The organism is Belliella aquatica, from assembly GCF_014637795.1.
Taxonomy (GTDB): Bacteria; Bacteroidota; Bacteroidia; order Cytophagales; family Cyclobacteriaceae; genus Belliella; species Belliella aquatica.
This window is the reverse complement of the sequence record NZ_BMFD01000029.1, coordinates 1-25,824: the sequence shown is the minus strand read 5'-3', so window position 1 is coordinate 25,824 and position 25,824 is coordinate 1. Positions and strand designations below refer to the sequence as shown.

Below are 25,824 nucleotides of genomic sequence, written 5' to 3'. Positions count from 1 at the left end.
TACGAAATCGTGTAGTTGCTATTCGCCAAGGTGTTCTGCAAGATCGAATAAGTCCCCACGTCCTCACCTATTTCTCTAGAAAGTGATCCTGTAAATGAAACTTCAGTACCATTCGCTAAGGTACTTCCTACACCAGGTGTTGATACATAGGTTAAACTTGGATCAATTTCTCCATAAGTCTTAACTTTCTCTTCTGCACTGACAGTTACCGAAAGTGGATTAATCTCCAGTTCCGAACCTGTATACGAAATCGTGTAGTTGCTATTCGCCAAGGTGTTCTGCAAGATCGAATAAGTCCCCACGTCCTCACCTATTTCTCTAGAAAGTGATCCTGTAAATGAAACTTCTGTCCCATTCGCTAAGGTACTCCCTTCTCCAGGTGTTGATACATAGGTTAAACTTGGATCAGTGTCTCCATAAACTTTATTCTTAGATTCAACGACTATTGTTACAGGCAAAGCCGAAACAACTAAGTCACCTGGTAGATAGGAAATATCATAAGCATTTGTTGATGTCAATCCTGATGCATTGATAATATATGTTCCTACATCTTCTCCATTTATTCTTTGAAGAGACAGAACTCCAGATAAATTCGATTCATTTTCTCCAAACACAAATCCACTATATATAACAGAGAAAGTAGGATCCAAATCACCATATACCTTTGTTTCATTTTCAACTTGAATAGTCAAAGGTGTTTTTTGAATAGCAAAAGAAATATCTAAAGAAGTATTTCCCCCACTATTTGTGGCTGTAAGTGTATAGGTAGTTAAATCAAATGGATTTTGCGGGGTGCCGCTAATTACACCAGTACTTGGATCCAATGTTAAACCAGTAGGAAGAGAAGGAACAATTGAATAAGATACAATATCACCTCCATCAAAATTAGGAACACTTGATATGAAAGGTACACCTCTAACTATCGATCCAAAAGAAGAGGAATAAGTAAGATTTGAAGGTGGTACATCATTAATTATTAGCGTAAAAGAAGTGGTAGTACTGCCACCACTATTTGTTGCTGTTATCGTAAATAAAGTACTTGGCAACAATCCTTCAGGTGTACCTGATATTTCTCCAGTTTCGGTATCGAAATTCATCCCTGCTGGCAATGAAGGTGAGATACTATAAGATATAATATCACCACCAGAGGCATTTGGAATAACCGGAGATATAGCTTGACCTTTTACTGCCGTAATTGAAGATGTTGTATAATTCAAATTACTTGGCGCAACATCTACTACCGAAAGTAATAATTCAAATTCTGAAGATCCAATTAAATTTTCCGCCCTTACTGAATAAATAATTTCAGGGGATAACACAAGTGGTTTCCCAGTAATTTCGCCAGTTTGAATATCAAACAATAAACCAGCTGGCAATTGAGGAGTAATCTGCCATTGATTTGCTTGTCCACCATTATTTACTGGAACAATCGTGCTTACTATCTCTCCCTTTGTTAAAGTAATTGGAGTTTGATAAGTAATTGATGGAGGTGAATCATTTACAATAATCTGAATAACAGCATCTACAAAACCTGAAACATTCGCTCCCCTTATTGTAAAGTCGGTAAGTACTACAATTACACTTGGAATACCTGAGATTTCACCTGTTTGGGCATTAATAGAAAGCCCCGTTGGTAATGGCGTTCCAACAACCGTATAAGATGTAATTCCACCACCCGAACTGGATAAAGGACCTACTGGAGTCATAGACTCACCTTTAGACAAGACGATAGGAGATACATAAGATAAACTCGAAGGCGCTGTATCAATAACGGCAATAATCATCTCAAAAGTATCAACTCCACCTGAATTGACTGCACTAATAGTATATGCACTTTGATCAGAATTAATCAATGGGGTGCCACTAATTTCTCCTGTAAGGGTATTCAAGGTTAACCCTAAAGGCAAAGCAGGAGTAACACTGTAAGCAACAACGTTGCCCCCGCTTACTGAAGGCAGTAAAGGTGTTATAGTTTGTCCATTTATATATACTTGCGGACTAGTGTATGATAATCCTGTAGGTGGGATATCAATTACTGATAATTCAAAACTAGCTTGCGCTACTCCCCCAAAATTACTTCCTTTTACATTAAAGGTAGTTCTATTAGCAAGTGTTGTAGGCGTGCCTTGAACTGTTCCATCCTGAGGATTGATAGACAAACCCGCTGGTAAGGGTGGCCAAACACTGTATTCGGAAACAACCCCTGCCGAGGATGATGGAACCAATGGTGTAATAGCTGTTCCCAAAGACAAATTCAAAGCATCTGTATATTCAATTGCAGGTCTTTCAGGCAACTCCACAACCAGCGTTGAAGATGTAACTGCTGCCTTATAGGTAGCACTTTCTCTTTGATATGCATATAGGGGAGTTGTTCCATTGGACTTTAATGTAATGGTATTCCCACTTATCGTAGCAATTCGATCATCACCAATTACATATTGAATAACTGCTTCACTTTCTGAATTTGGCGCATCAATTACAAATGCAGGATCGGTTACTGTTTTGGTGTAATCTAATAATCCTGTCAACTGAGCATCTAACTTGTATGGATCCCCAACCACCAAGAGGGTGATGATTTTACCCAAATTGTGTGTAGTACTTTCTTCCTGTACAGCAGTCAATACCGTTACTCCATTTCCAACAAGGTTCACAGTCCTATTGGTAACTGTTGCTACTTGCGGATTGCTAGAGTAGTAGCGAATTGTTCCCGAACTATTGCTAGTAGCAGATGGCAAAGTAAAGGTCACATCATCTATTATTTTATTCAACTGACCTATCCATGACAGGGTAGGGTCAGGCTTGTTTTTATCTTTTACTAGTACAAGTGCATTAGCCTGAGCACCCAAATAAAAACCATTCTGCGCTTGGTCGGCGGTAATGAGAGCGACTCCTTTTCCTTGAATGCTCATGGTAGTTCCAAAAACCGTAGCCACAGCGGAGTTACTAGACTGATAAGTAATCGCACCCTGACTGCTGGAAATAGCATTTATTTTTTGAGGGTCGTCATCTACTGTAGCATAACGATCATTGAATTCAATCTGAGGATAATCCTTTACCGTAATAGTCGCAGTTCTTACAGCTGATGCATAATCTGCCGTTTCGGCTTGAGTGACTGTGATTGTAGTAGTTCCAGCTCCTTTAAATACAAGCTGATTATTTGCATATTCAGCCACCCCATTATTTTCAGGTGTAGTGATGCTAATCGCCCCATTCGTATTCGAAACAGGTGTATCAAATCGAATTTGTCGATCGGTAAGCAATGCTTCTATATTGTTGATTTGTGCTAAACCTGGATCTTGCTTATAAGAACCAAAAATAGAAATAGCATCGTCAGAATCAGTCAAAGAAAAAGAGGTGTTGTCATCAGTCAAAATATTATTCGTACTTCTACGCACAAAAGATATTCTTTGATTTGATGAACTGTTATCATAGGCGTAAATTCTAAACTCAATGTTTTGACCAGAACTTACAATTGGTAAAGAAGATAAATTGACAGAAGTAAACCTGTAGTTTGAAGTGCTAAATGCACTTGTAGTCTCCCAAGTATTTAATCTTCGAGGTGTAAATTCTCCTAAACTAGAGGCAAAATTATCAACTGACCACCTTAACTGTAATTTAGTAGTGCCAGTAACGTTTAAACCTTGAATGACAAACCGCTCAAACTTTACTCCATTAACATTGTCAAAACTCGTACTGATGTAAGGTGCAGCCGCAACATCTAATGTACTTGGAAGTGCGGCTGGGATGATCCAGTTCATTTGAGTTATCCCAGAAGTAGTGGAATAGTTTGCTAAAGCATTAAGCCCTGAAACATTTAATAAACCATCATTTACTATAGCAGCATTTTTGGTTGCTGAAACTGAAGGCCATGTACCTGAAGTTGTCAATTTAGGTTGCCATGAGATTATTTTATTAGATGTAACAAGAGGTACTCCCAATTCGAATCCTGCTATCGAAACATTTCCGCCAGACGCATTTACATGAATATCACCTGAGATAGCGCCTTGCGGTACAATCACGATAATTTGGGTAGCCGAAACACTCACAACTTGAGCGACTATACCGCCTATCGTTACTTGGGATACATTTGTAAAATTCGTTCCTGTAATGGTTACTGGAGTACCTTCTCCAGTTTTTGTAGGATTGATCGAGCTTATTGTTGGGGCAGCTACAAATGTAAATGTGTTATTTAATTGAGCAGTGCCTCCCGGAGTAACTACCCTAACTCTCCCTAAACCAACAGGAGTAGTAGCGGATACTATCGCCTTTATTCTAGTGGAGCTTTCTACTTCAAATGAACTCGCATTGACATCTGTATTCCCAAAAGTCACAGCAGTCGCTCCATTGAAAAAGCTTCCATTAATAACCACTTCTTGTCCTATTCCTCCTGAATTAGGTGTAACGGAGGATATGGCAGGTGCAGCATTCCTAATAACAAAGTTTCTAGGTGCGTTTGTTAAAATTCCTCTAAATCCTTTAAGTGTAATAAAATTACTTCCTCTCTCAATTGAGTTATACCTATTGGTAGGGACTAGCAACCAAGAAGTACTTGAACCACTTGTCGAATGAAACAACATAGGCTCCGTTAAACTTCCTTCCACATCAGCAGGATCCCATTCAAAAGTAATGTCTAAATGACCTCCTCCTGAGGTGACATTGGTTTGTTTGGCAATTACCCAGGTCTTCTTAACAAAATTATCACCTGGAGTACCTCCTACACCATCAAAAACCCTGACAGAAAAGATTTCATCTGTACCCAAATTATTGGTAATCGTTACCGGAGCATAGGCTGTATTGGTTCCTACTGGGAAAGTTTTTGCTGAAGAAGAAACTAATGATCTTAAATATCCTTTTCCTGTGCTATTATTTAAATCTGTACGTAATGTTTTCACAAAGGCACTTGATCCAAATCCATTAATGGCATGAATTGTAGCATCAAAGGTTGAAGGAATGGTCAAAGAATACCCATTCAACCTTAAAGTCCCATCGTTAGTCCAATCTGCACCAATTTCATAAGTTCCTCCACTTGAATTTTGTAAAATAAAAAATTTATTATCAGCAAAAGCTATTGGCGCAGAACCAACTGATCCATTGGTATTTACAGTCCAGGAACTTAAGTTATGCAATATAGCAGTAGCTGTAGTCAGTGGGTAATAAGGTTCAGCTTCCAAGTTTACAAATACTTGCGTACTAACCACACATCCATTGGATTGGGTGGCCGTCAGTTTATAGTATGTTGGAGTGCCATTGATATAGTTGGAAATAGTCAAACTGGAAGTATTTGCTCCCACCACTGTTGCACCATCTTCTAGATTGACAAATGAATCTGAAACGGGGCTGGAACTACTACTCCATTGGTAGCTTGAAATTGTTTGACCTTGAATCGCATTTGCAACAGCTGTTAACTTCAGCTCTGTACCAGTAAGCACATACTGCTCGGCTGGTAAAGCATCTCTAAAATAAGGAACAGTCTCATAACCTCCTCCTAAAATAGTCATTTCAGAGAGACCAAAATAATTATTTGTTCCTTGATCTTCTTTGGTGACTCTCAGGTATCGTGCCGTCACCGAATTAAGAGCTAGTCTATCTCCATTGATTTGCAAGTTTGGAATCGAGGAGATCTGTCTAGTCCAGGTAGTTCCATCCAAACTGGATTCTACATATCCTCCGTTGAAGTTAGGAGTAACTGTAGTTGAACCATCCTTCAAACCAGAGAAACCAGCAAGTTTGACGCCATTGATGGTAGCAGAGGTACCTAGATCAGCTGTGATAGAAGCCAATTTTTTGACATCTGAGGCAAGTGTGGATGGTGCAGATGTTGACCAGTTGGAATTACCTGAAAAAGAGAAGTTATTCAGAGTACCATTGGCACCATTACCAGATAAATCATTCAATTGGGTTCCTGCTCCTTCCATAAATTTATAGTAAGCAGCAAGACCCGCGCTACCAGTAACATTCGAATTCATGGATGCCTGAATTTCTGCTTGGGATTTTACCGTATTCCAAACTCGAACCTCATCCATGATCCCATTAAAATCTCTATCCGAAAATCCACTTCCTCCCAAGATTAAATTACCACCTGTACCTGTAGTCGTAAATTGAGAATTAATTCTCTCGCCTACTTTAACTCCATTCACATACAAGACGAGTGTTTGACCGTTGTAGGTTGCAGCAAGGTGTGACCAAGTGTTGGCTGCAATGGTATTTTCACTGGTAATAATAGACTCATTTTTACTACCATTCATAACAGTGAAGGCTACAACACCCCCAACGGTTTCATCATAACAATAATAATAATCGGGAGGACCTCCAGGATAGCATCTCTCAATTATTTTTGATCCAATTCTAAGGCCAAACTGCCCATCTTTTTCAACAACTGGAGATTTGAACCAATCATTTCCAAAAGCTCTTGGATAGACCCACGCTTCTACCGTAATAGCAGAAGTAAGAGGTTGAATCGATGCTGGTTGTCCTATTGCAACTTGATCGTCCACCCCATCAAAACTCAAGGAACTGGTGACATTTAAAGTCTGAGAGTTCAAGACCACCATACCTGTTTGGGTATTGCCATCTGAGAGTTTGGTTTTATCATTCACAAATTCGGCTCCTGCTAAAGTCGTCAGGCCAGTTTTCGAGGTTGAAGATGTGAAATCTGTAACCGCTAGATCCCCCTCCTCACACTCTCCATACACATCCGCAATCGTTAGGATAGATGGATTGGTCTCGATAGCATGACCAGAAGATGTACCAATTAACCTAAGCCTGTATTGGAATCCATGGATTCTCGGATCTGCTTTGGAAATAATCAGCGTAGAGCTAGTCCCTCCTCTTCCCGAAAATCCTGAATAAGTAACACCCGCATCAAGACTCGCTGTGAGATTGGTCCAAGTAATTCCTCCATTGTCTGAGCGCTGCCAAATCCAATCGGTGGAGGTTGAAAGCCTACTCAATCCTGTTGCTTTGATGTTTACATTTTCCTGATTAGTTGATGCAAATGTATTTGCCAAGCCATCGAATAAAGGACCTGAGTAAGTTACTGTGATTGCTCTAGGCTGAGATCTACAGCCTGTCGTAAGGCTTGTGGCTATGGCATAAAAAGTAGTAGTCTGTCTAATTGTAGGTGTAGTGAAGTTTCTATTATTTGCTAATAGCAATTGTGTACCTTCCTGATCTGCAAACCAACTTACCGAGGAACCAAAGGGCTCTGTAACCCAAAGTGATGATGTATTTGCACCAAAAACAGTTGGGTTACTAATTGAATTCGTAATAGAAGGTGCAGCCAACATAGTAGCCGTCACAGCTGTTCTTGGACTTTCACAGGTCACCCCATTTACCATAATCGAAGCAGACACATACCTAGTTGTATTAGCATTTAGGTTATTGATCGTAGCAAAAGCTGAATTTGCGCTACCACCAGTTGGCACATCGTACCAATTTAAGGTTCCTGAAGATGCTTGAGCCGAGAGTGAAACCGTAGTAAACTGACATGCAGTAAGGCTTGAAGCACTGACAATACTTGGTGTTTCTATCAAGGTGACAGGTACAGCAGTCCTTTGAGACTCTCCATTACAATTACTCGCTTCCACGTAGTAAATAGTATTTGTAGTAAGCAATGGGGTAGTGAAAGCATTTCCTTCTCGCAATAAGTTTCCTCCTGTAGGTGCATCATACCATCTGATTACTGCCTCAGAACTCGTAGAAGCAGTTAGCGTAAATTCCCCCGCATCACATTGCGTATCTTGAAACGTACCCAAAGTTATCGAAGGGATCGCAAGGTTAAGAATAGCTTGCACTGCTACCCGATTAGCTGCAATACATCCATTGGCATTTTCAGCCTCTGCATAAAATATGGAATTTTGGGTAATATCAGGGGTGTTAAATACTTCTCCTGAAGCAATTCTGCCAAGTAAATTCCCACCTGTCTCCGCATCGTACCAATTCACAAAAGAGCCATCGCCAGCAGAAGTAGTTGCGAACAAGGGGACTGAACCTGTGCCGCAAATCGTTACATCATCAGCTTCAGTTATTGTTGGTAAAGGAACGATTTTAATTTCAACTGGTGCTGAGTAATAGACAACATTGGGATCATCTGAACTTGCAATCCCCCTTCTAAAATAAGTAATTTGAGTTAAATTACCTGTATTGAGTGTGGCAGAAGTTTCATTTGCTATGGTAGTGAAACCAGTAGTTTCACTGCTAGTAGAACTTTGCCAGTTGTAAATAATATTTCCGCTTACTACCTGTCCAGGATCTAACGAAGTAATTTCATCCGGGATAATTCCTATACACAGCTCTTGACTTCCCTCTATAATACCTGATTCAAAAACTCTATTTCTAAATACGTCTAAGGTATTGGTCGAAACATTTGCTCCTATAATATCCGGTTTACCATCACCATCGATATCTGCAAGTTCCAATTGTTGATAGCTATGGTTAGACTCAGCTACTATTTCTCTTTCTGCGAAAGAAATAGCACCAGAATTTGATTGATTTTGAATGTGAGCAATCTTGGAGCCAACATTATTTACCCAATCTCCTACAATCAGGTCGGGTTTTCCGTCACCATTAAGATCTCCTATTGCTAATCCGACAGTATTTAGCAATCCATTAATCCGAATATCAACTCTAGGCTCAACTCCAAAGTCATTTCCAGAATTTCTCCAAATATGGATAAATGGACTTGACGCATTTGTGGCAATAATATCCAGTAAACCATCTCCATCGATATCAAAAAACTTAACAGAATAGGATTTATTAGAAGCGTTGGGTAAAGGCAATAATGCCACTCTTTGTAAATAAAAATTAGACGTAAATGGGGTGCCTTGCTTGGTCTCATTTTTCAACAAAACAACAAATCCATTGGCTCCATAAACTACATCATGTGCTCCATCACCATTGAAATCACCAAAATCACCTCCATAAGCTTCAGACAAGTCAAATGTTCTATTGCTTTCTATCGTTTCAAACCCAAAGCTTCCATCGGCAGTGGTATTTCTTGAGTAGTAAGGTCGCACTCTTCCTTGCTCTGAGGATATCCCTAAAACATCAATTTTCCCATCCCTGTTGATATCAAAAGGTAAAAATGCACCATTGACCTTATAGTTATTTCCAGAAGCTAAAATAGAAACACTATTCCCTAAGCTTGAACTTATTCCACTGAAAGTGTTAGGATTTAAAAATCCACCATTGTTAACATTATTTGAGGCGCCAATATCAATTTTTCCATCGTGATTAAAATCTGCATAAAGGATACTCCTTGAGGAATTAGGTGAATATGTAGGGGTAATGCCAGTAAGAGTTGAAACTGCTTCAAATGTTTCTAAATTTACTTTCCCCTGAATGGCTTGATTTCTTAAAAACCTTGGCTGTCCATTACTTCCGTAACTGATTACGTCAAGTTTGCCATCTTGGTCAAGATCCACCAAAGCAAACTTTTGATCAAAGCTTGAAGAAAAAGCAGTAGAGAAACTAATTGGGTTCTCAAATACTAGGTTTAAATACTCATGCGACTTGTAAACTGCATTTGCAAGAGCTGTATTAATCGGAGTGAATTTTACAGGAGCAATGGCAGACAATTTGGTAGTTGAATTAGTAATCGTAAAAAAAGAACTTCCTACTTGAGCTGGAATTGTCACGGTTAGAGAATTCGCATTTCCTGAAACCACATTACATATCATCCCTCCTAAGTGGACAATATTGTTTACAGGATTTGAATCAAAAAATTCACCATTTATCGTCACCTGAGAGCCTATTTGTCCATTATTCGCACTTAAAGAATTAATTTTAGGAACTCCGATATAAGATAATGAAACTTCATCAATAGCGATTAATCCACTATTTATCGCATTTGATTCAAATGTAGGAGTTCTTGGCACCGCAAATAGATTAACTTTATGGGTTTGAATTCCGGTTAATCCTAATGGGTAAAAAGCTGTCATTGTTGTAGTTCCTTGACCTGATTGAATGACAGCACCTCCTTCAATTGACCATACAATTTCATAATTCTGACCATCTTGATCAAAAACTAAATTGTGTGTATTTGTAGTACCTGGGGTGTATGTATCAGAACTAGAAACAATTCGTGGATTAGTGGGCCAAATTGTTGGGGGAGAAGTTTGAGTAAAGCTACCTTGTTGAAGCGCTGACCATTCAAACAAAATTCTATAGCTTTCTCCTGGTTCAAGAGTCCTGGAGGTAAAAGTCACCAGCCTATCCTGAACCAAAGGATCTGAATTAGTGTAAGGCTCCCAATTTTGTTCATTTGCTAAAACTTTTGTGATAGCAGTGATATTGCTATAAATCAGGTTAGTTCTAGGAACCGGATCAAAAGAAGAAGTCTTCGCAAAAAATACTCTAGGTGGAGTATTTGAATTAGAAGGATTTTTAAAATTAAATGACAAAGAAATTGAAGAGGTATTTGAGGGTACCACAACATCCTTGTACATATAAATCACTGCATTTACACTTTGCGGAGAAGTTAGGGATTGCGTTTCTATATTGTTAGATACATACGCTCCAAATTGTCCGTTGGTTTTTTCGGCTGTACCAATAAACCATTTGTTTTCACCATTGGGATGATTGACAATGGTCCAACCGTGTACTCCTTCAAAGCCTCCATCGGTATTTGGATTGATAATGAAATTTTGAGCTTTCAATCCACCAGTCAATAATATGAAGGAGATTATTGAAAATAATATTTTATTATACATTAGTATTCTTTCTTTAAATCGATGTATTCGTAGTATGACTTCTAATTAGATTTGAAAAAATCTTAATATTCTTCTTTTGTTTTGAGAAGTATAAAAATTTGAGCCTCGTATTTTTGTTTATTAATTACGGTATCCCTTTTTACTATACTAACTGATTTAATAAAATCCTGGGGAATATTTTTTAGATCTTTGGTTGGTGTAAATTTTCCATTCACAATATAGGCCGTAGAGTCAGGTAAAGAAGACTTAAGAGCAGTGGTAACCTCTTGCTTTAAAATGGTTGAGTCTGGCAAATTTGAATTAACAGTTGTAGTCACTTCTTGACTAAATGCAAGTGTAGGCATAAAACCAAGCGCAAGGATGATATAATTTTTCATATTATGATTTTTGAATATTTACAAGTTTTTTAAGAACTCTATTGAAAATTTCTCTGTAGTGGATTTGTATATCTATTTCATTGAATTAGTTCAGTAGCATTATAAAGAAAGCGTTAATTCTTCCGCAGAGGCCAAGTCGTTAAAACGTTAAGCGAAGGCAATTGGTGAATATAAATATGTAGTTTTAGAGAGAAGGTCAAAGACGAAAGGACTGGAATCGTAAAAATTACGGAGTTGCCCTTCTATACAATTAAGCAGTTAAACGATTAAACATTCGGAAGACAGTCAGATTTCAAGTCTCCCCAAAGTTTTAATCCGCAACGTCGGACAGTCATTTCAAACTCTCCCTACCAAATCATCCCACTCCTATCTCCAAACAGCGCATAAGTCAACATGAATTCATGCGTCACATTCGGAAGCAAGTAGCTTCTCAACATTGGCATCTCGTAGATGTAGCCTATGCGCATCTTATCGAAGAGCATCCCAAACTGGAAGTTGTTTGCGTAGTCTATTCTATGTCCTCCTCCAATCCAAACCTTTTCTTTCAATACTACTTTGAGATTGAGTTCTAAGTTATCAGGTAAATCAGACTGACTTCTGTACATGAAGTTTGTCGCTAGAGACAGATTATCATTGATCCTGTTTCTGTAACCTGCCTGGAAGATGCCTACTCTAGGCATTCTCTCCATGAATATATCTCCTGAGTTGATCGCTCCTTGATTCACATGGTGTACTGCATAGGACACATAGTAACTTGGGTGTGTCAGGGCAAGTCCCAAATTGAAGTCTATCACTTGCATATTAGAGAAACTCCCAAAGTATTGACCTACTATCGGATCATCTGCTTGCTCTGTTGTCATACTATTTCCATCCAAACGGATAGAGCGGTAATTTAAACCAGCTCCCAATCTCAGGTTGGTCTTCTCTCCAACTTGGATTCTTGAGGCATAGCTAGCCACAAACTCCGTCTCTGCAAAAGCTCCATACTGATCATGCAGGATAGAGATGCCTGCCGCGTTCTTGCCTAGGATATCTCCTGAGGCTTGACCCGAGAGTTGGCCAAAGTCTAGTTCTGCCGAAGCAAAGTAAGTCTTCGGTGCTCCCTCCCAGCCTGCCCACTGATTCCGGACAAAACCTCTTAGCATAGAACCTTCATAACCCGTCAGCGCTGGATTGTAGTAGCCCTGCAAGTGGCTGAATTGAGAAATGTATTTTCTTGATTGAGCAAGAATATCCGTTGTCGTTACAAGGGCTATTCCTATGAATAAGTATATTGTTTTTTTCATGATTTTATATTTTGAGGAGGACTGAGCGTTAAAAATTAGTCCAGTGGACTAATTTAGCGAAGGGCCAGGTTGCAGCGCTGGTTTTATTTAGGGGAAAAGGTTCTAAATACCCACCCCTACATCCTGGCCCGGAACTAAAATGATCCAAAGGGATCATTTCTTAACGTTCCGCCCTTCCTTTTCCCTAGTCCCTTTAACCTTTTACTTAGCTTTTATTTTCTAAGCAGATTCAACATTCCTTTTCTTACTTCTCCTGTCTCTTTGACCTCTATAATCCAGAAGTAAGTTCCTACTGGCAGCTCTTTACCTTTATGCGTACCATCCCAATATTCATCAGGGTTAGTCGTATTGAAGACTACAGCTCCACTCCTTTCAAATACTTGAATTCGAACACCCGTGTAAAATCTCAATTCAGGTACTCCCCATTTATCATTAGCGCCATCACCATTTGGAGAGAACATATTGAATATTGTTATATCGAACAAACTTGGCCTTTGTCTAGTAATAGTAAATGATTTATCAAAAATATTTCCATCTCTATCCTCCACTTGGATCGTTATAACAAACTCTTCCCTACCTTCTAGCCTTTCGAAAGTACTCCAATACAGTGTACTGTTTCTTAACTTGAAATACTTATTATCACCTAGACTAGGGTCTAACCTGATGATATGAATTTGATCATATTCATCAGTTATGATAAAGTCTCCAATTGGGACATCAATAAGATCAGTTTGACTATCAAAAGTATTGTTCGTAAGCGTAACTTCCTGAAGGAAAGGCTTAGCTAATACATGTACCGTGACTTGTCCATTAATTTCAAAAGGATTAGTAATGTATTGATTCAATACCAGAGCTCCAGTAATTGGATAGGATCCTCTACTCAAGCTATTGATCGTTTTGGTATCCCAAATCACAGGAAGCTTAACAATAAATCCGTTTCCTGTAACTATTTCTAAACTGTCAGGCAATACATCTCCAAAATCGTCTGATCCCCAATTCACAAAATAATCTTTAGATTCATAGACTATCCCAGATATAAAAGACGGATTAGAGGAAATACCAAACGGTTCTATTTTGATATTCGTTGAAGAAGAAGCTGTATTTCCATGAATATCAGTCACAGTCAGTATTACTAAATTATCTCCAACATTTGCTTCTGTGAAAAGGGTCTTATCCAAAGTCATATTGGCAATAGCACAATTGTCAAATGAACCATTATCTACCATATCTGGCGTAATAACTACTAAACCATTAGCCTCTAAGCTTACTGTAATTGGTTTTACCACGACAGACGGAGCTGTATTGTCAATTACTGTTACAAGTTGTTCAGCTATCGCCTTATTTCCGGAAGTATCTATAACAGTCCAGGTGATTTTATGCTGACCAACCTGTAAGATAACTGGAGCATCATTGGATACGGATAGTACTGCACAATTATCCGCAGCTACAGCTTGGCCTAATTCTACATTAAATGCAGCACATGAATTGTTTGCAAAAAGAGTAATATCAGCAGGAGCTATGATTGTAGGAGCTACACTATCTTTAACAATTATTTTTTGAATAGCTTGAGTCATATTTCCGCTGCCATCAGTCGCTTCCCAAGTGACCAAAGTCTCCCCTATTGGAAATACTTTAGGAGCATTATTCGAAACATTTACTACCTGACAATTATCTGAAAATTCTGGGGTGCCTAAATCCAACAACTCCACAGCGCAATTTTGACCTGAATCAATCACTAAATCAATAGGAGCAGTGAGTTTCGGTGGCATATTGTCTATGACTTTTACTAACTGTACACTGCTTGAAGTATTGCCAGCTGCGTCAATCACAGTCCAAGTAACTTTAGTCTCTCCTAGGGGGAATTTAGCAGGCGCATCATTGCTGAATGATTCGATTGCACAGTTATCAGATACCACTGGCGTTCCTAAAAAGACATCCTCTACATTACAACCTTGAGTGATCATAATTGTAAGATCATCTGGCGCATCAATTTTTGGTGCTTGATTATCTCTTAGATCAATAAGCATATTTGAAGAAACAGGACTACAAGCAGCTCCTTCGGGAATAACCGTTAGTGTTAATTTAACAACATCAAATTCATCATTCTCTGGAATATAAACAGGAAATAGAGAATTAGCTCCCTGAAGTTGACCTCTACCATTATGTGTCCATTGCAGCGTACTATAATTAGTTGCAGTTGCATCTAAAACCTGATAGGTATTTGTATTACAAATAGTAACATCATTACCTGCAAAAGCAACCGCTTGCTTCCATAATGTCAATACCATGCCATCGCTCACGGTACCACCCTCTCCGGTGACAGATAGCGTAAGGGTAACTGAGCCCGCAGCAATATCTGACAAGCTTGGGCGGTATTGAGGATGGAGCAGCTTATGGTCATCAAAAGTACCTGTTCCACTTGTTGACCATCTCACTGATCCATTAGCTGCACTGCTTTCTGAAAGTATATATAAATCTATCGATCCATCACCAGTAATACAGATCTCTGCGTCAGTTCCTGCATTTGCTGCTGGATTTTCTGTAATGATCAAGAGCATGGTATCAACAGCAGCTGTACAATTACCAAAAGCAGAGGCTGTCAAGGTCAATGTTACCGTCGCCTCTCCGTCAACAAAGGTCAGAGCTGAAAGGTCTGGAATAAAGGTTGGATTCAAAGCGTTGGAATTATTGAATGTACCACTTGGGGCAGTCCAAAATAAACTTTCATAATTTGACGCACGGGCACCACTCAATGTATAATTTAATCCTGCTGCTACCACTGCATCAGAACCTGCTTGGGCTAAAGCTTGGCTCCATAATGTCAACACCATGCTGTCGCTTACACTTCCGCCTGCACCGCTCACTGTCAGGGTCAGGGTCACAGAACCTGTTGCTATATCAGACAGACTCGGAGTATAGCGAGGATTCAGGTTAGTGATATCATCGAAGGTTCCCGTTCCGCTCGTACTCCAACGGGTTGAGCCGTTTGCAGCACTTGTGCCAATTAGTTTGTAAAATTCATTTGAAACATCTCCTGTAATACAAATCTCTGCATCAGCGCCTGCATTTACCGCAGCATTCTCACTGATCGTCAATAGCATGGTATCCACAGCATCTGCACAATTACCAAGACCACTTGCTGTCAAAGTCAATGCTACTGTCGCCTCTCCGTCAACAAAGTTCAGAACTGAAAGGTCTGGAATATATGTTGGATTCAGAGCGTTGGAATTATTAAATGTTCCACTTGGTGCACTCCAAGTCAAGGTCTCAAAGTTTGATCCTTGGGCACCACTCAAAGTATAAACCCCACCAGCTGCCATCACTGCATCAGGGCCGGCATTGACAAGCGCTTGCTTCCATAATGTCAATACCATGCCATCGCTCACGGTACCACCCTCTCCGGTGACAGATAGCTTAAGGGTAACTGAGCCTGAAGCAATATCTGACAAGCTTGGGCGGTATTGAGGATGGAGCAGCTTATGGTCATCAAAAGTACCTGTTCCACTTGTTGACCATCTTACTGATCCATTAGCTGCACTACTTTCTGAAAGTATATATAAATCTATCGATGCATCACCAGTAATACAGATCTCTGCATCAGTTCCTGCATTTGCTGCTGGATTTTCTGTAATGGTCAAGAGCATGGTATCAACAGCATCAGTACAATTACCAAAAGCAGAGGCTATCAAGGTCAAAGTTACCGTCGCCTCTCCGTCAACAAAGGTCAGAGCTGAAAGGTCTGGAATATAGATTGGATTCAAAGCGTTGGAATTATTGAATGTACCACTTGGGGCAGTCCAAAATAAACTTTCATAATTTGACGCACGGGCACCACTCAATGTATAATTTAATCCTGCTGCTACCACTGCATCAGAACCTGCTTGGGCTAAAGCTTGGCTCCATAATGTCAACACCATGCTGTCGCTTACACTTCCGCCTGCACCGCTCACTGTCAGGGTCAGGGTCACAGAACCTGTTGCTATGTCCGATAAACTCGGAGTATAGCGAGGATTAAGATTAGTGATATCATCGAAGGTTCCCGTCCCGCTCGTACTCCAGCTGATTGTGCCGTTTACAGCACTTGTTCCAATTAGTTTGTGAAAATCATTTGAAGGATCTCCTGTGATACAGATCTCTGCATCAGCTCCTGCATTCACTGTAGAATTTTCATTGATCGTCAAGACCATTGTATCTACGGCATCTACACAATTGCCAAGACCGCTTGCTGTCAATCTTAACTCCACTGACGCTACTCCTCCAGTAAAATTCAAGGCTGATAAGTCAGGATTGTAAGTTGGATTCAATGCATTTTTATTATTGAACGTACCGCTAGGAGCAGTCCATGTCAAGGTCTCAAAGTTTGAAGCCGTAGCTCCGCTCAAAGTATACATGTTTCCTGCTGCTATTACCGCATCAGGACCAGCAGATACAAGCGCCTGTCTCCATAGCGTGAGTACCATGCTGTCGGTATCTGTACCACCTTCTCCTGTAACTCTCATGGTCAAGGTTACCGAACCGCTTGCAATATCAGCAGCACTTGGTGTATAGGTTGGGGTCAGTGTTGTACCGTTTGCAAATGTACCTGTTCCACTGGTAATCCAGCTGATTGCTCCGTTTGCAGCACTTGTCCCTGTCAATTCATAAACATCCGATGTCATATCATCAGAGATACACAACGCTGCATCAGGCCCTGCATTTGCAGCAGGCTTCTCTGTGATAGTCAAGAACATTGTAGAAACAAAAGGACCTCCACAATCAGTCACTGATGAAGCAGTTAAAGTCAATTCCACAATTGCCACTCCATCAATAAATGTCAATGATCCAAAAGAAGGAGTATATGTTGGATTTAAGGCATTTTTATTGTTGAAAGTACCGCTTGATGCACTCCAGTTCAAGGAAGTGTAATTATTCGCCATCGCCCCAGATAAGGTAAAACTCTGCCCAAACGCAACTACTGCATCTGGACCTGCAAAAGCTGTAGCTGGCTTATTGATTACAGTAATGAGCTGTATAGCAGTCGATGTATTATTCATCGCATCAGTTGCAGTCCAAGTAACCTCAGTGGTTCCAATTTGGAAAGATAAAGGTGCATCGTTGGTCACAGTAACCATTCCACAATTATCAAAAGCAACTGGATTACCAAGACTGGAAAAAATGGCCTCACAGTTTTCACCAGCATCAACAGTAAGGTCCGCAGGTGCAAAAATCATAGGGGGTGTGACATCGTTTACTGTTACGGTTTGTATGGCAATTGCAGTATTACCAGCATTGTCTGTTACAGTCCAAGTAACAGTGGTAACTCCTGGAGGATAGATACCAGGTGCATTATTTGTCACTGAAGCCACACCGCAGTTGTCTGCAGTACTAGGAGTACCCAGAGCTACAGCAAAAGCAAAGCAAGAGTTATTCGCATCCACTATCACATTCGCTGGTGGCGTAATAGTTGGATTTTCTGTATCGTTTACTGTTACTGTGAAACTTGCGGAACTTGTGTTACCAGCCGCATCAGTTGCTGTGTAAGTTACAGTTGTTGTTCCTAATGAGAAGATATCCCCTGGGTCGTGTGTACTTGTTAAAGTTACCCCTGCACAGTTGTCCGTGGCTATTGGAGCAGTCCAAGTCACGGTTGCATCACAACTGCTTGCATCGTTACCAATACTGATGTTTGCTGGCAAATCTGCAATAACAGGAGCATTGTTATCTACTACTGTAATGTTTTGCGTCGCAGTTGCCGTATTATTACTTGCATCGGTTGCTGTCCAGGTTACAGTTGTTGTTCCAATTGGAAAAGATGAAGGGGCATCATTAGTCACTGTGACAATCACACAATTATCTGTAGCGACTGGAACACCTAGACTTTCGATTACTGCTTCGCAGCTTCCATCAGCATCCACAGTTATGTCGGCAGGTGCAAGAATCGTTGGGGGAATGGATTCTATCACTTTTACTTCGGAGGAACAGGAGGCGGTTTTTCCATTGTCATCTGTAACAGTATAGGTCAAAATGCTTGTTCCTGCCTGAAAGATTTCGCCACTTGCATCACCTACACCTGTAGTAACTAAACCTGAAGGGGAAGTGATGGTATAGGAAACAGCAATCGGACAGTTCCCTTCCGCTAAGATCAAACTCAATGAATTGGGCTCGGATATCCAGATACAACCAGCCGGATCGCTTGTCGAAACTGTAATATCATCCATACATACAATGACAGGGTCTGAATCATTGGTGACAGTAATATCAAATGAACAATCTGAGGCATTGCCCGAATGATCTACAGCTCTATAAGTTACAGTATAAGTACCCACAGCCAATACATCACCAGAACTTGGTCCGCTGATTTGGCTAAAGGACGCAATCCCACAATTATCTACTGGAATTGGCGCTTTCCAAGTTGGCCCAGTGGCACAGCCTGTATATGTCCCTATTGTAATATCATCTGGACAGTTGATGAATGTTGGAGTTATTATATCCTCTACCTTGATCAACTGGGTATCGGTTGCCGTATTACCCGCCTCATCTGTTGCTGTCCATGTAACGAGAGTTTCCCCCACAGGGAATACAGCCGGTGCATTATTCGTGACTGTTACTGATCCACAGTTATCTGCAATTACAGGATCTCCTAATATGGGTGATTCAATTTCGCAAGCCTCATCCACCACAATAGTAATATCATTTGGGGCGGTGATAGTAGGGCTTTCATTATCCTGAACAGTTACTGTTTGTGTGGCAGTTGCTGTATTGCCAGCGTTATCGGTTACTGTCCAGGTGACGGTGGTCGTTCCCAATGGGTATTGTAATGGTGCATCATTTGTCACTGAAGCTACCCCACAGTTATCCGAAATCGTAGGCGTTCCTAAATTTACACCGCTAGCAGTACATTCTCCAGTATCTGCTCCGATCACAATTGCAACAGGTGCTGTAATAATCGGTAACTCACGATCTACTATGGTAACTTGAGTGGTGCATGTGACTACTTGGTTTGAATTATCTTCTACTTTATAAGTCAAGGTACTGGTACCTAATGGAAATACTGTTCCCGCCACGGATCCAGAACCAGAAACGATACTTGCATCCGGGAATACAACAGACCAAGTGAGGTCAATACAATTCCCTGTGGCTTGCTTGGGCGTTAAAGTCTCGTCTGCAGTCCAAGTACAAGATCCAGTATCTGTGGATTGAGCTATCAGATCTTCCGGGCAAACCAATCGAGGTAAATTGCTGTCATCTACTAGCAATTCAAAACTTTGAATGCTCTCATTTCCATGGATGTCTGTTACTTTATAGCTGACTATATAAGTCCCTACTGATAAAACGGCATCTGGTGCCGGACCAGCAGTTTGAACCAAACTCTGAATGCCACAATTATCAGCAACCGTAGGGATATTCCAATTGGAAATATTACCACAGGTGAAAGTCCCCACGGTCAAAGTGCTCGGTGGGAAATTGGTAAAAACAGGATCTTCCTTATCTTCTATAACCACATCGATGGTACAGGAGGAAGTATTCCCAGCAGCATCGGTTGCAGTCCAGGTAACTGGCGTGGTTCCCACTGGGAATGTTGCACCCGATAAACTGGTCAAACTATTAGCACCTCCATAATTATGAGTCAGACTAATCACTTCGCAATTATCTGTTGCTTGGGCGTCAAATACAGTCCCAGTGACAAGCAGGCCACAAAGTCCTTTAGTGTTGTCATAAGTCTGTTCCAGAGTTGGGCAGGTGATGACAGGTGCTGTTTGATCCAACACAATTACCTTTTGGGTTGCCGTAGATTCATTGCCATTGACATCTGTTGCTGTCCATGTAACCGTAGTAGTGCCGATTGGGAAAGATGATGGCGCATCATTGCTGATGGACGCAATACTGCAATTGTCTGTTACTTGAGGGTTCGATAAATTATATCCAGCAACCTCACAATTGGCATCTGCTGGAATTTCAATATCTGCCAAAACTCCAAAAACCGGCCCTGTATTGTCCACCACTCGGATCATTTGGGTGAAATTGGAGGTGTTTCCTGCTGCATCTGATATCGTCCAAACAATAGTTGTGAATCCTAAATCGAATGCTATAGGACCATCATTTTCCAATAAAGTAACTGCGCAATTGTCACTTGTCGTCAACTGAAAGTCAACATCAGCATTCGCAATGGTACAATTATCGGTTGCATTGACGGTGATTAAACCAGGCCCAGTGATAGTTGGTGCCGTAGTATCCACTATAGTCACCTGCTGTGTGTCGGTCGCAACATTACCTGAAGCATCGGTGACTGTCCAAGTAACGGTAGTAGTCCCAGTTGAGAAAACAGATGGAGCATTATTTGTCACCGTAAATCCGTTACAATTGTCATCAGCGACAGGATTACCCAAAGAAAAACCGCTTGCTGTACAATTAGCATCAGCATCTATAGTCAAATCTTCAGGAGCTGTAATGGTCGGGAAAATATTATCCAATACGGTAACTGTAATGTCAGAAAAAGTAATGTTTCCACTTTTGTCAATACCAAAAACCAAGACATTATTCACTCCCACATCCCCACAGCTGAACACATTGGGGAAGGCATACAGGTTCACATTACAATCATCTGTAGACCCTGTATCTATATCTTCAACTGTATAAGAAGCTCGGCCATTGTCATCAAGGAACAAGGTGAGATTGCGCAAGGATAATACTGGAGGTGTAATATCGGGAATGCTTGTAATCGAAATACTCTTAGAATCTACTGTATAAGTATCATCAAAAGAACTAGCCACAATAGAAAAGGTGCCTGAAGCGGATGCAGTGGCTTTGATTCTTACAAATAAGGTAGTAAGCGGCACTTTTCCATTGGATGGAGCAATGACCAATTGATCTAAATAAGTCCCTTCTTCTGACAAAGCTATTTCAAAATTGGCAGGAGCAGTTACTGTCAGATTGTTCGTCAAATCAAAAGCCTCTACCGTAAAAGTTTGGGAAGGGCTTGCAATTTCCGGACACCAAAGAATGTCTGTGAAAGTTCCGTTCAAATTAATTTGCGGAATGGCCTGAGCAAGCATAAATCGGGTATTACTTAGCGCTCCATCGTATTCACTGAAGGTGAGCCTATTGGCATCTTCATCCACAGTGGTATTGTCCTCTGGAAGCTGCTCCCATTCTTCAGTCGCTGGATCAAAAACAAAGAGTCGCTTAAATGGAATAAGTACTGGCTCAAGCTCCTCGCCCCAGCTAAAAATCAAATCCTGCCTATCTCCTACATTGCTATTTGACTTGGAAACGATCCATTCTAGCGGGATGTCATTATAGTCTATCCTGCTGCTTTGCTGTAGCCTTAAGTTAAAATCCCCCGTCGCGGATTTGTTGGTAAGCCCAAACTCAGCTTTGGTTCGGCTTCCTGCATAGGGAATATCGGTAAAAAAATCAGCGCTCCCATTGGTAGATACAGAGCGAACCTGATATACCACGTTTGGATTTCCCATCAGCACTCTATTATTGTAGGGAGATAGCTGATTGAAATTAAAAGAAAGTGGAAGGCTTAACCTATTTTGTGAGGAGCCTTTCAATTCCAGACCATCGACAGTTGATACTGTGGTGTTAGGGCGCACGAAAATCACTTCATTACCAGTCGATACAATACTCTGGGCGAGTAAGTACTGTGGCAATACAAACAAAAACAAGAGTACAAGTTTTTTCATAAGCTATGGATAGGCTCTAAAGCCGATTGTAGATCAGATCAGGTAGTTGATCCTTAAAAAAGAGAATTCCACTTGAGTATACTTTAAACTCAAATCAATCAAAGTCCCAAGTAGATAAACATATTCACACTCAAGCTTTTTGGAGCAACATTAACAGGAGTAGCAGAACCGCCAGAGGAAACTGTGACATCATGTGTATGGGCTCCATTTGAAGATGAAGTCGTCGAAGGAATATCAATTGAATGCTTATGGGCACCATTTTCGGATGAAGTCGTGCTAGGAATATCAACTGTATGAAAGTGATCTCCAGCAGGATTAATTGTTAAATTAGGTATTTGGAAAGGAAATGTCCCTGCATTAAAACCTCCTGTAAGAGTTCCTCCACCTAGCCAATTTGATCCTCCTACAGAACCCGTATGAGTATGCTCACCCTTAGTATCTGTATTTACAGGAGCTGGGTCTACTGTATGAGTATGATTACCCTTAGAATCTGTATCTACAGGAGCTGGGTCTACTGTATGCGTGTGTCCCCCTGCACTCGCGGCTGTTCCAGAAAAGGAAACATTCGGTAAGTTTGCTTGTGTTAAAGTGACAGTATTAGATCCAGATATAGCTCCCATAGAGCCACCATTCTGCACTAGGTAAGCATCAGCAGCATTGGGCAAAGTCCCAGACAAACCGAGAGCACTAGCAGCTGCCTTTTGGTTATCGGAGAGGGTACCAATAGAACGTCCATCTAGAAGAACCCATCCAGAATGGTCATTTGTCTGTAACCCACTTTTCACATCTCCCACAGTAGCCATGGCTTGTGTATTCACCCAATAGCTCCCGTTGAAAAACCAAATGGAGTTGGTAGTAGTATCGTATACCTGCAAGCCATTGGCAGGACTAGAAACAGCATTCCGTTGTGTGGAAGTCATCTGAGGCAACAAAAAACCTTTTTCGGAGGAGGCTACTTGAAGCATGGCAGAGTTGTCAGGATTATCTGTACCAATACCTACTTGTGCGTATGAAACAACACTGATTAAAATTGCAGCTAATGTGTGTAGAACTTTTTTCATAATTCAGATCGAAAACTTTTTGTGATAAATCAAAGAGTAAAGCTATTAAAAATGACTCTTAAACAGCCTTTTTGTACCTAGACAAAACATAGACAAAAAAGTAAATTATGTTTAAAATGAATTTAATTTACAAAAAGAATCTTTTCATTTAATACATTAATAAACAAATAGATTTCATGCTTTCTTTTCTAGTGAAAAAGAAAGTTTATAAAAATTTTAAATAGCTCGATGCTCATGGATGATTTCAATAGATTGATCGAGAAAACAATAGCACAATGCCCTAATTTAACTCAAGTCTGATGGACAAGAGTCTATGAAGTACATAGGAAGGAAAAAGTAAAAAATACACGGAAATAAAACATGTTCTTGTAGTGAAATAAAGTGAAATTTAAGGCCTAAGATTACAGGCTGTGTAAAAAGCTAGTAAAATCAGTATCTTTTGGAAGATCGAGTTTTTTCATGATCCTATACTTCTTTGTAAAAACACTGTCCACATTGATATGCAGCATTTGGGCAATTTCTTTGTTTGATAAATTCATCCGCATTAACGAACAAAACTCCACATCTCCTTTGGATAAGACAGGGTGCTTTTTAGTAAGTGAATTGATAAATTCAGGATGCAGCATTTGAAATTTATGGAGCATCCCATCCCAAGGATTTTGCTTTTTTTGGATAGACTTTACTTTGGTAGCCAAACTTTCATAATTTTGATTTTCAATTTTCAAAAGCAAAGTGTTTAAATGCTCTTGTAGCACTACTTTCTCCATGACTTGATCCATCAGGTCCTTCTCCCTAGCAGCGATAGTCTCTTCTTTTACCTTAGCTAACTTATTGGCTGCATTGAGGTTTTCTTTAGCAATCCGATGTTTGTTTCTCCACCCTTGCGCCAATACGATGAAAATCAATAAGGCTACTACGACCAAGGCAATGAAATACTGTTGATAGAGTTTTTGTTGAGATAGACTAATGATTTCATTTTCCTTCTTCTCCATTTCATATTTCTCCCTCAGTTCACTTGCCTCCATTTTTACTTTTTGATTCAGTATACTATCATTCAAGAAATGATATTTTTGAAATAGGGAGAGCGCTGTTTCATAGTCCTTTCGATCTTTCGCTAAGTTTGATAGGTTTTGTATTACTAGCCCCTCTTCTTTTTTAGCTTTCAAAGATCTAGTGATCAGCAAAGCCTCCTGAAGTTTAATTTCTGATTGTGAAAATTTCTTTTGTACTCTGTACAAATCTCCCAAATTGATGGCTGTAAGCATTGTACCGTGTAGAATTTGATTTGCTCCACAGATTGCTTCACATTCGAGAAAGAGTTTTTCTGCCATTTCATATTCATCCAAAAGTACATGGACATTGGCTCTGTTCATTAGGTTTTGCGCCAATAAAAATGAGTTTTCAAAAGTTAAAAGTTCATTATAAGCTAGTTCATAGTAATAGATAGATTTTTCTAAATCTTTTAAATTCTTATAATTCACACCCAAATTATTGTAATTCATGATCAATTGATAGCTATTCCCAAGTTCTTGATTAAGAGCTACTGCTTTGAGCAGGTATTCAAGTTGCAAATCCAACCGATCTATATGGCCATAATTGATTGCCAGATTGTTGTAAGCAATAGCTAATTTCCTTTTATCCTTGACTTTTTCCAGTATTTTGATTGCTTCAATGATCGTCTCGATAGAGGAAAGGTAATCCGAAACCAGTTGATTTTTCATTCCCTGAGCCAAGAGATACTGTGGATATATAGGGTCCTTTTGACCAACTTTATCAGTTACAATATTTAGATAAAACTCCATTGAATCCACATAATTCAAAAAATAAAAAGCTGTTCCCAGGTTTAGGTTTACTTTGAGAAATTCGGATACATTCTTTTCTTTAATAAAAGATTTGGCTTGATGGAGATTTGAAATTACTGTCTCGTGCTCTCCCTTAGCGTAATGATATTCTGACAACAATTTATAAAAATCAATTGCAAGATCCGCATCTTGTCTCATCAAGCTTTCAACTGTATTAGCTTCCAAATAAAACTTCTCTGAATCGGTCTCTAATAAAAAATTTAATCGCTCCAATTTCTTTTTTAAGTCTACTTTTTCAAATGTCTTGTCATCATTTGCAAAACCTAAATTGAACTGAAATAGCAGGAGGATGAGAGTGAAAATAAAAGCAAATCTTTTCATCTAGTCTATTTAATATTTTTAAAATTAGATGTATTAAATAAAAAGTGACTCCAAAAAAAGTGAATACGCAATTTAAAGTAAATTAAATGCTTAAAATTAGTTTGACTGAAAAAGTAAGTGTTTTAAAACTATGTGTGAGTTTTGGGAATTCGCGATGTGTCTACCTCCCGTAAGGAATGGTCGCTTTAGGTAAAAGGAAAAAGATTTAAGGTTAAAGAAAGGTTTTGTGAATATCTTGGGTTTGATTCTCTTAACAGTTATAGGAGAAGACTGCGAACAAAAAATAGCCTCCTAAACAATTAAACAGATAAGCAATTAAACAAAAAAAGAGGACCGCAAATCTTCAGTCCTCCAAACATTAAAATCCTCCACATCAGACGGGTATTTTAACTCTCCCTACCAAATCATCCCTCTCCTATCTCCAAATAAGGCATAGGTCAACATGAATTCATGCGTCACATTGGGAAGTAAGTAGCTTCTCAGCATCGGCATCTCGTAGATATAACCAATGCGCATCTTGTCGAAGAGCAAGCCAAACTG

Annotated in this window: 6 protein-coding genes; all 6 read right to left on the bottom strand. The window is 39.8% G+C overall.

Annotated elements, in window-relative coordinates; all coding sequences use genetic code 11:
- The coding region (locus tag IEV57_RS18840; protein WP_188444591.1) for an MBG domain-containing protein at positions 1 to 10,709 on the bottom strand (10,709 nt) is incomplete at its 3' end.
- Between the two features lie 62 nt (positions 10,710 to 10,771).
- Positions 10,772 to 11,086 (bottom strand): hypothetical protein, encoded by a 315-nt coding sequence (locus tag IEV57_RS18835; RefSeq protein ID WP_188444590.1) that lies wholly within the window; start codon positions 11,084 to 11,086, stop codon positions 10,772 to 10,774.
- Positions 11,087 to 11,433: 347 nt separating this feature from the next.
- Entirely contained in the window at positions 11,434 to 12,372 is a 939-nt protein-coding gene (locus IEV57_RS18830; RefSeq protein ID WP_188444589.1) for a PorP/SprF family type IX secretion system membrane protein, read from the bottom strand.
- 212 nt (positions 12,373 to 12,584) lie between these two features.
- On the bottom strand, positions 12,585 to 22,040 hold the full coding sequence (locus IEV57_RS18825) for an HYR domain-containing protein (protein ID WP_188444588.1): 9,456 nt from the start codon (positions 22,038 to 22,040) through the stop codon (positions 12,585 to 12,587).
- 98 nt (positions 22,041 to 22,138) lie between these two features.
- A complete protein-coding gene (locus IEV57_RS18820) occupies positions 22,139 to 23,101 on the bottom strand; it encodes a phage tail-like protein (RefSeq protein WP_188444587.1) in 963 nt (320 codons plus the stop codon).
- Between the two features lie 401 nt (positions 23,102 to 23,502).
- On the bottom strand, positions 23,503 to 25,284 hold the full coding sequence (locus IEV57_RS18815) for a tetratricopeptide repeat protein (RefSeq protein WP_188444586.1): 1,782 nt from the start codon (positions 25,282 to 25,284) through the stop codon (positions 23,503 to 23,505).
- Positions 25,285 to 25,824: the final 540 nt, after the last annotated feature.

Bases quoted from the DNA above. Each gene is read 5' to 3' on its own strand.
- IEV57_RS18820 (WP_188444587.1), bottom strand. From the start codon at position 23,101: ATGAAAAAAGTTCTACACACATTAGCTGCAATTTTAATCAGTGTTGTT.
- IEV57_RS18825 (WP_188444588.1), bottom strand. From the start codon at position 22,040: ATGAAAAAACTTGTACTCTTGTTTTTGTTTGTATTGCCACAGTACTTA.
- IEV57_RS18815 (WP_188444586.1), bottom strand. From the start codon at position 25,284: ATGAAAAGATTTGCTTTTATTTTCACTCTCATCCTCCTGCTATTTCAG.
- IEV57_RS18830 (WP_188444589.1), bottom strand. From the start codon at position 12,372: ATGAAAAAAACAATATACTTATTCATAGGAATAGCCCTTGTAACGACA.
- IEV57_RS18835 (WP_188444590.1), bottom strand. From the start codon at position 11,086: ATGAAAAATTATATCATCCTTGCGCTTGGTTTTATGCCTACACTTGCA.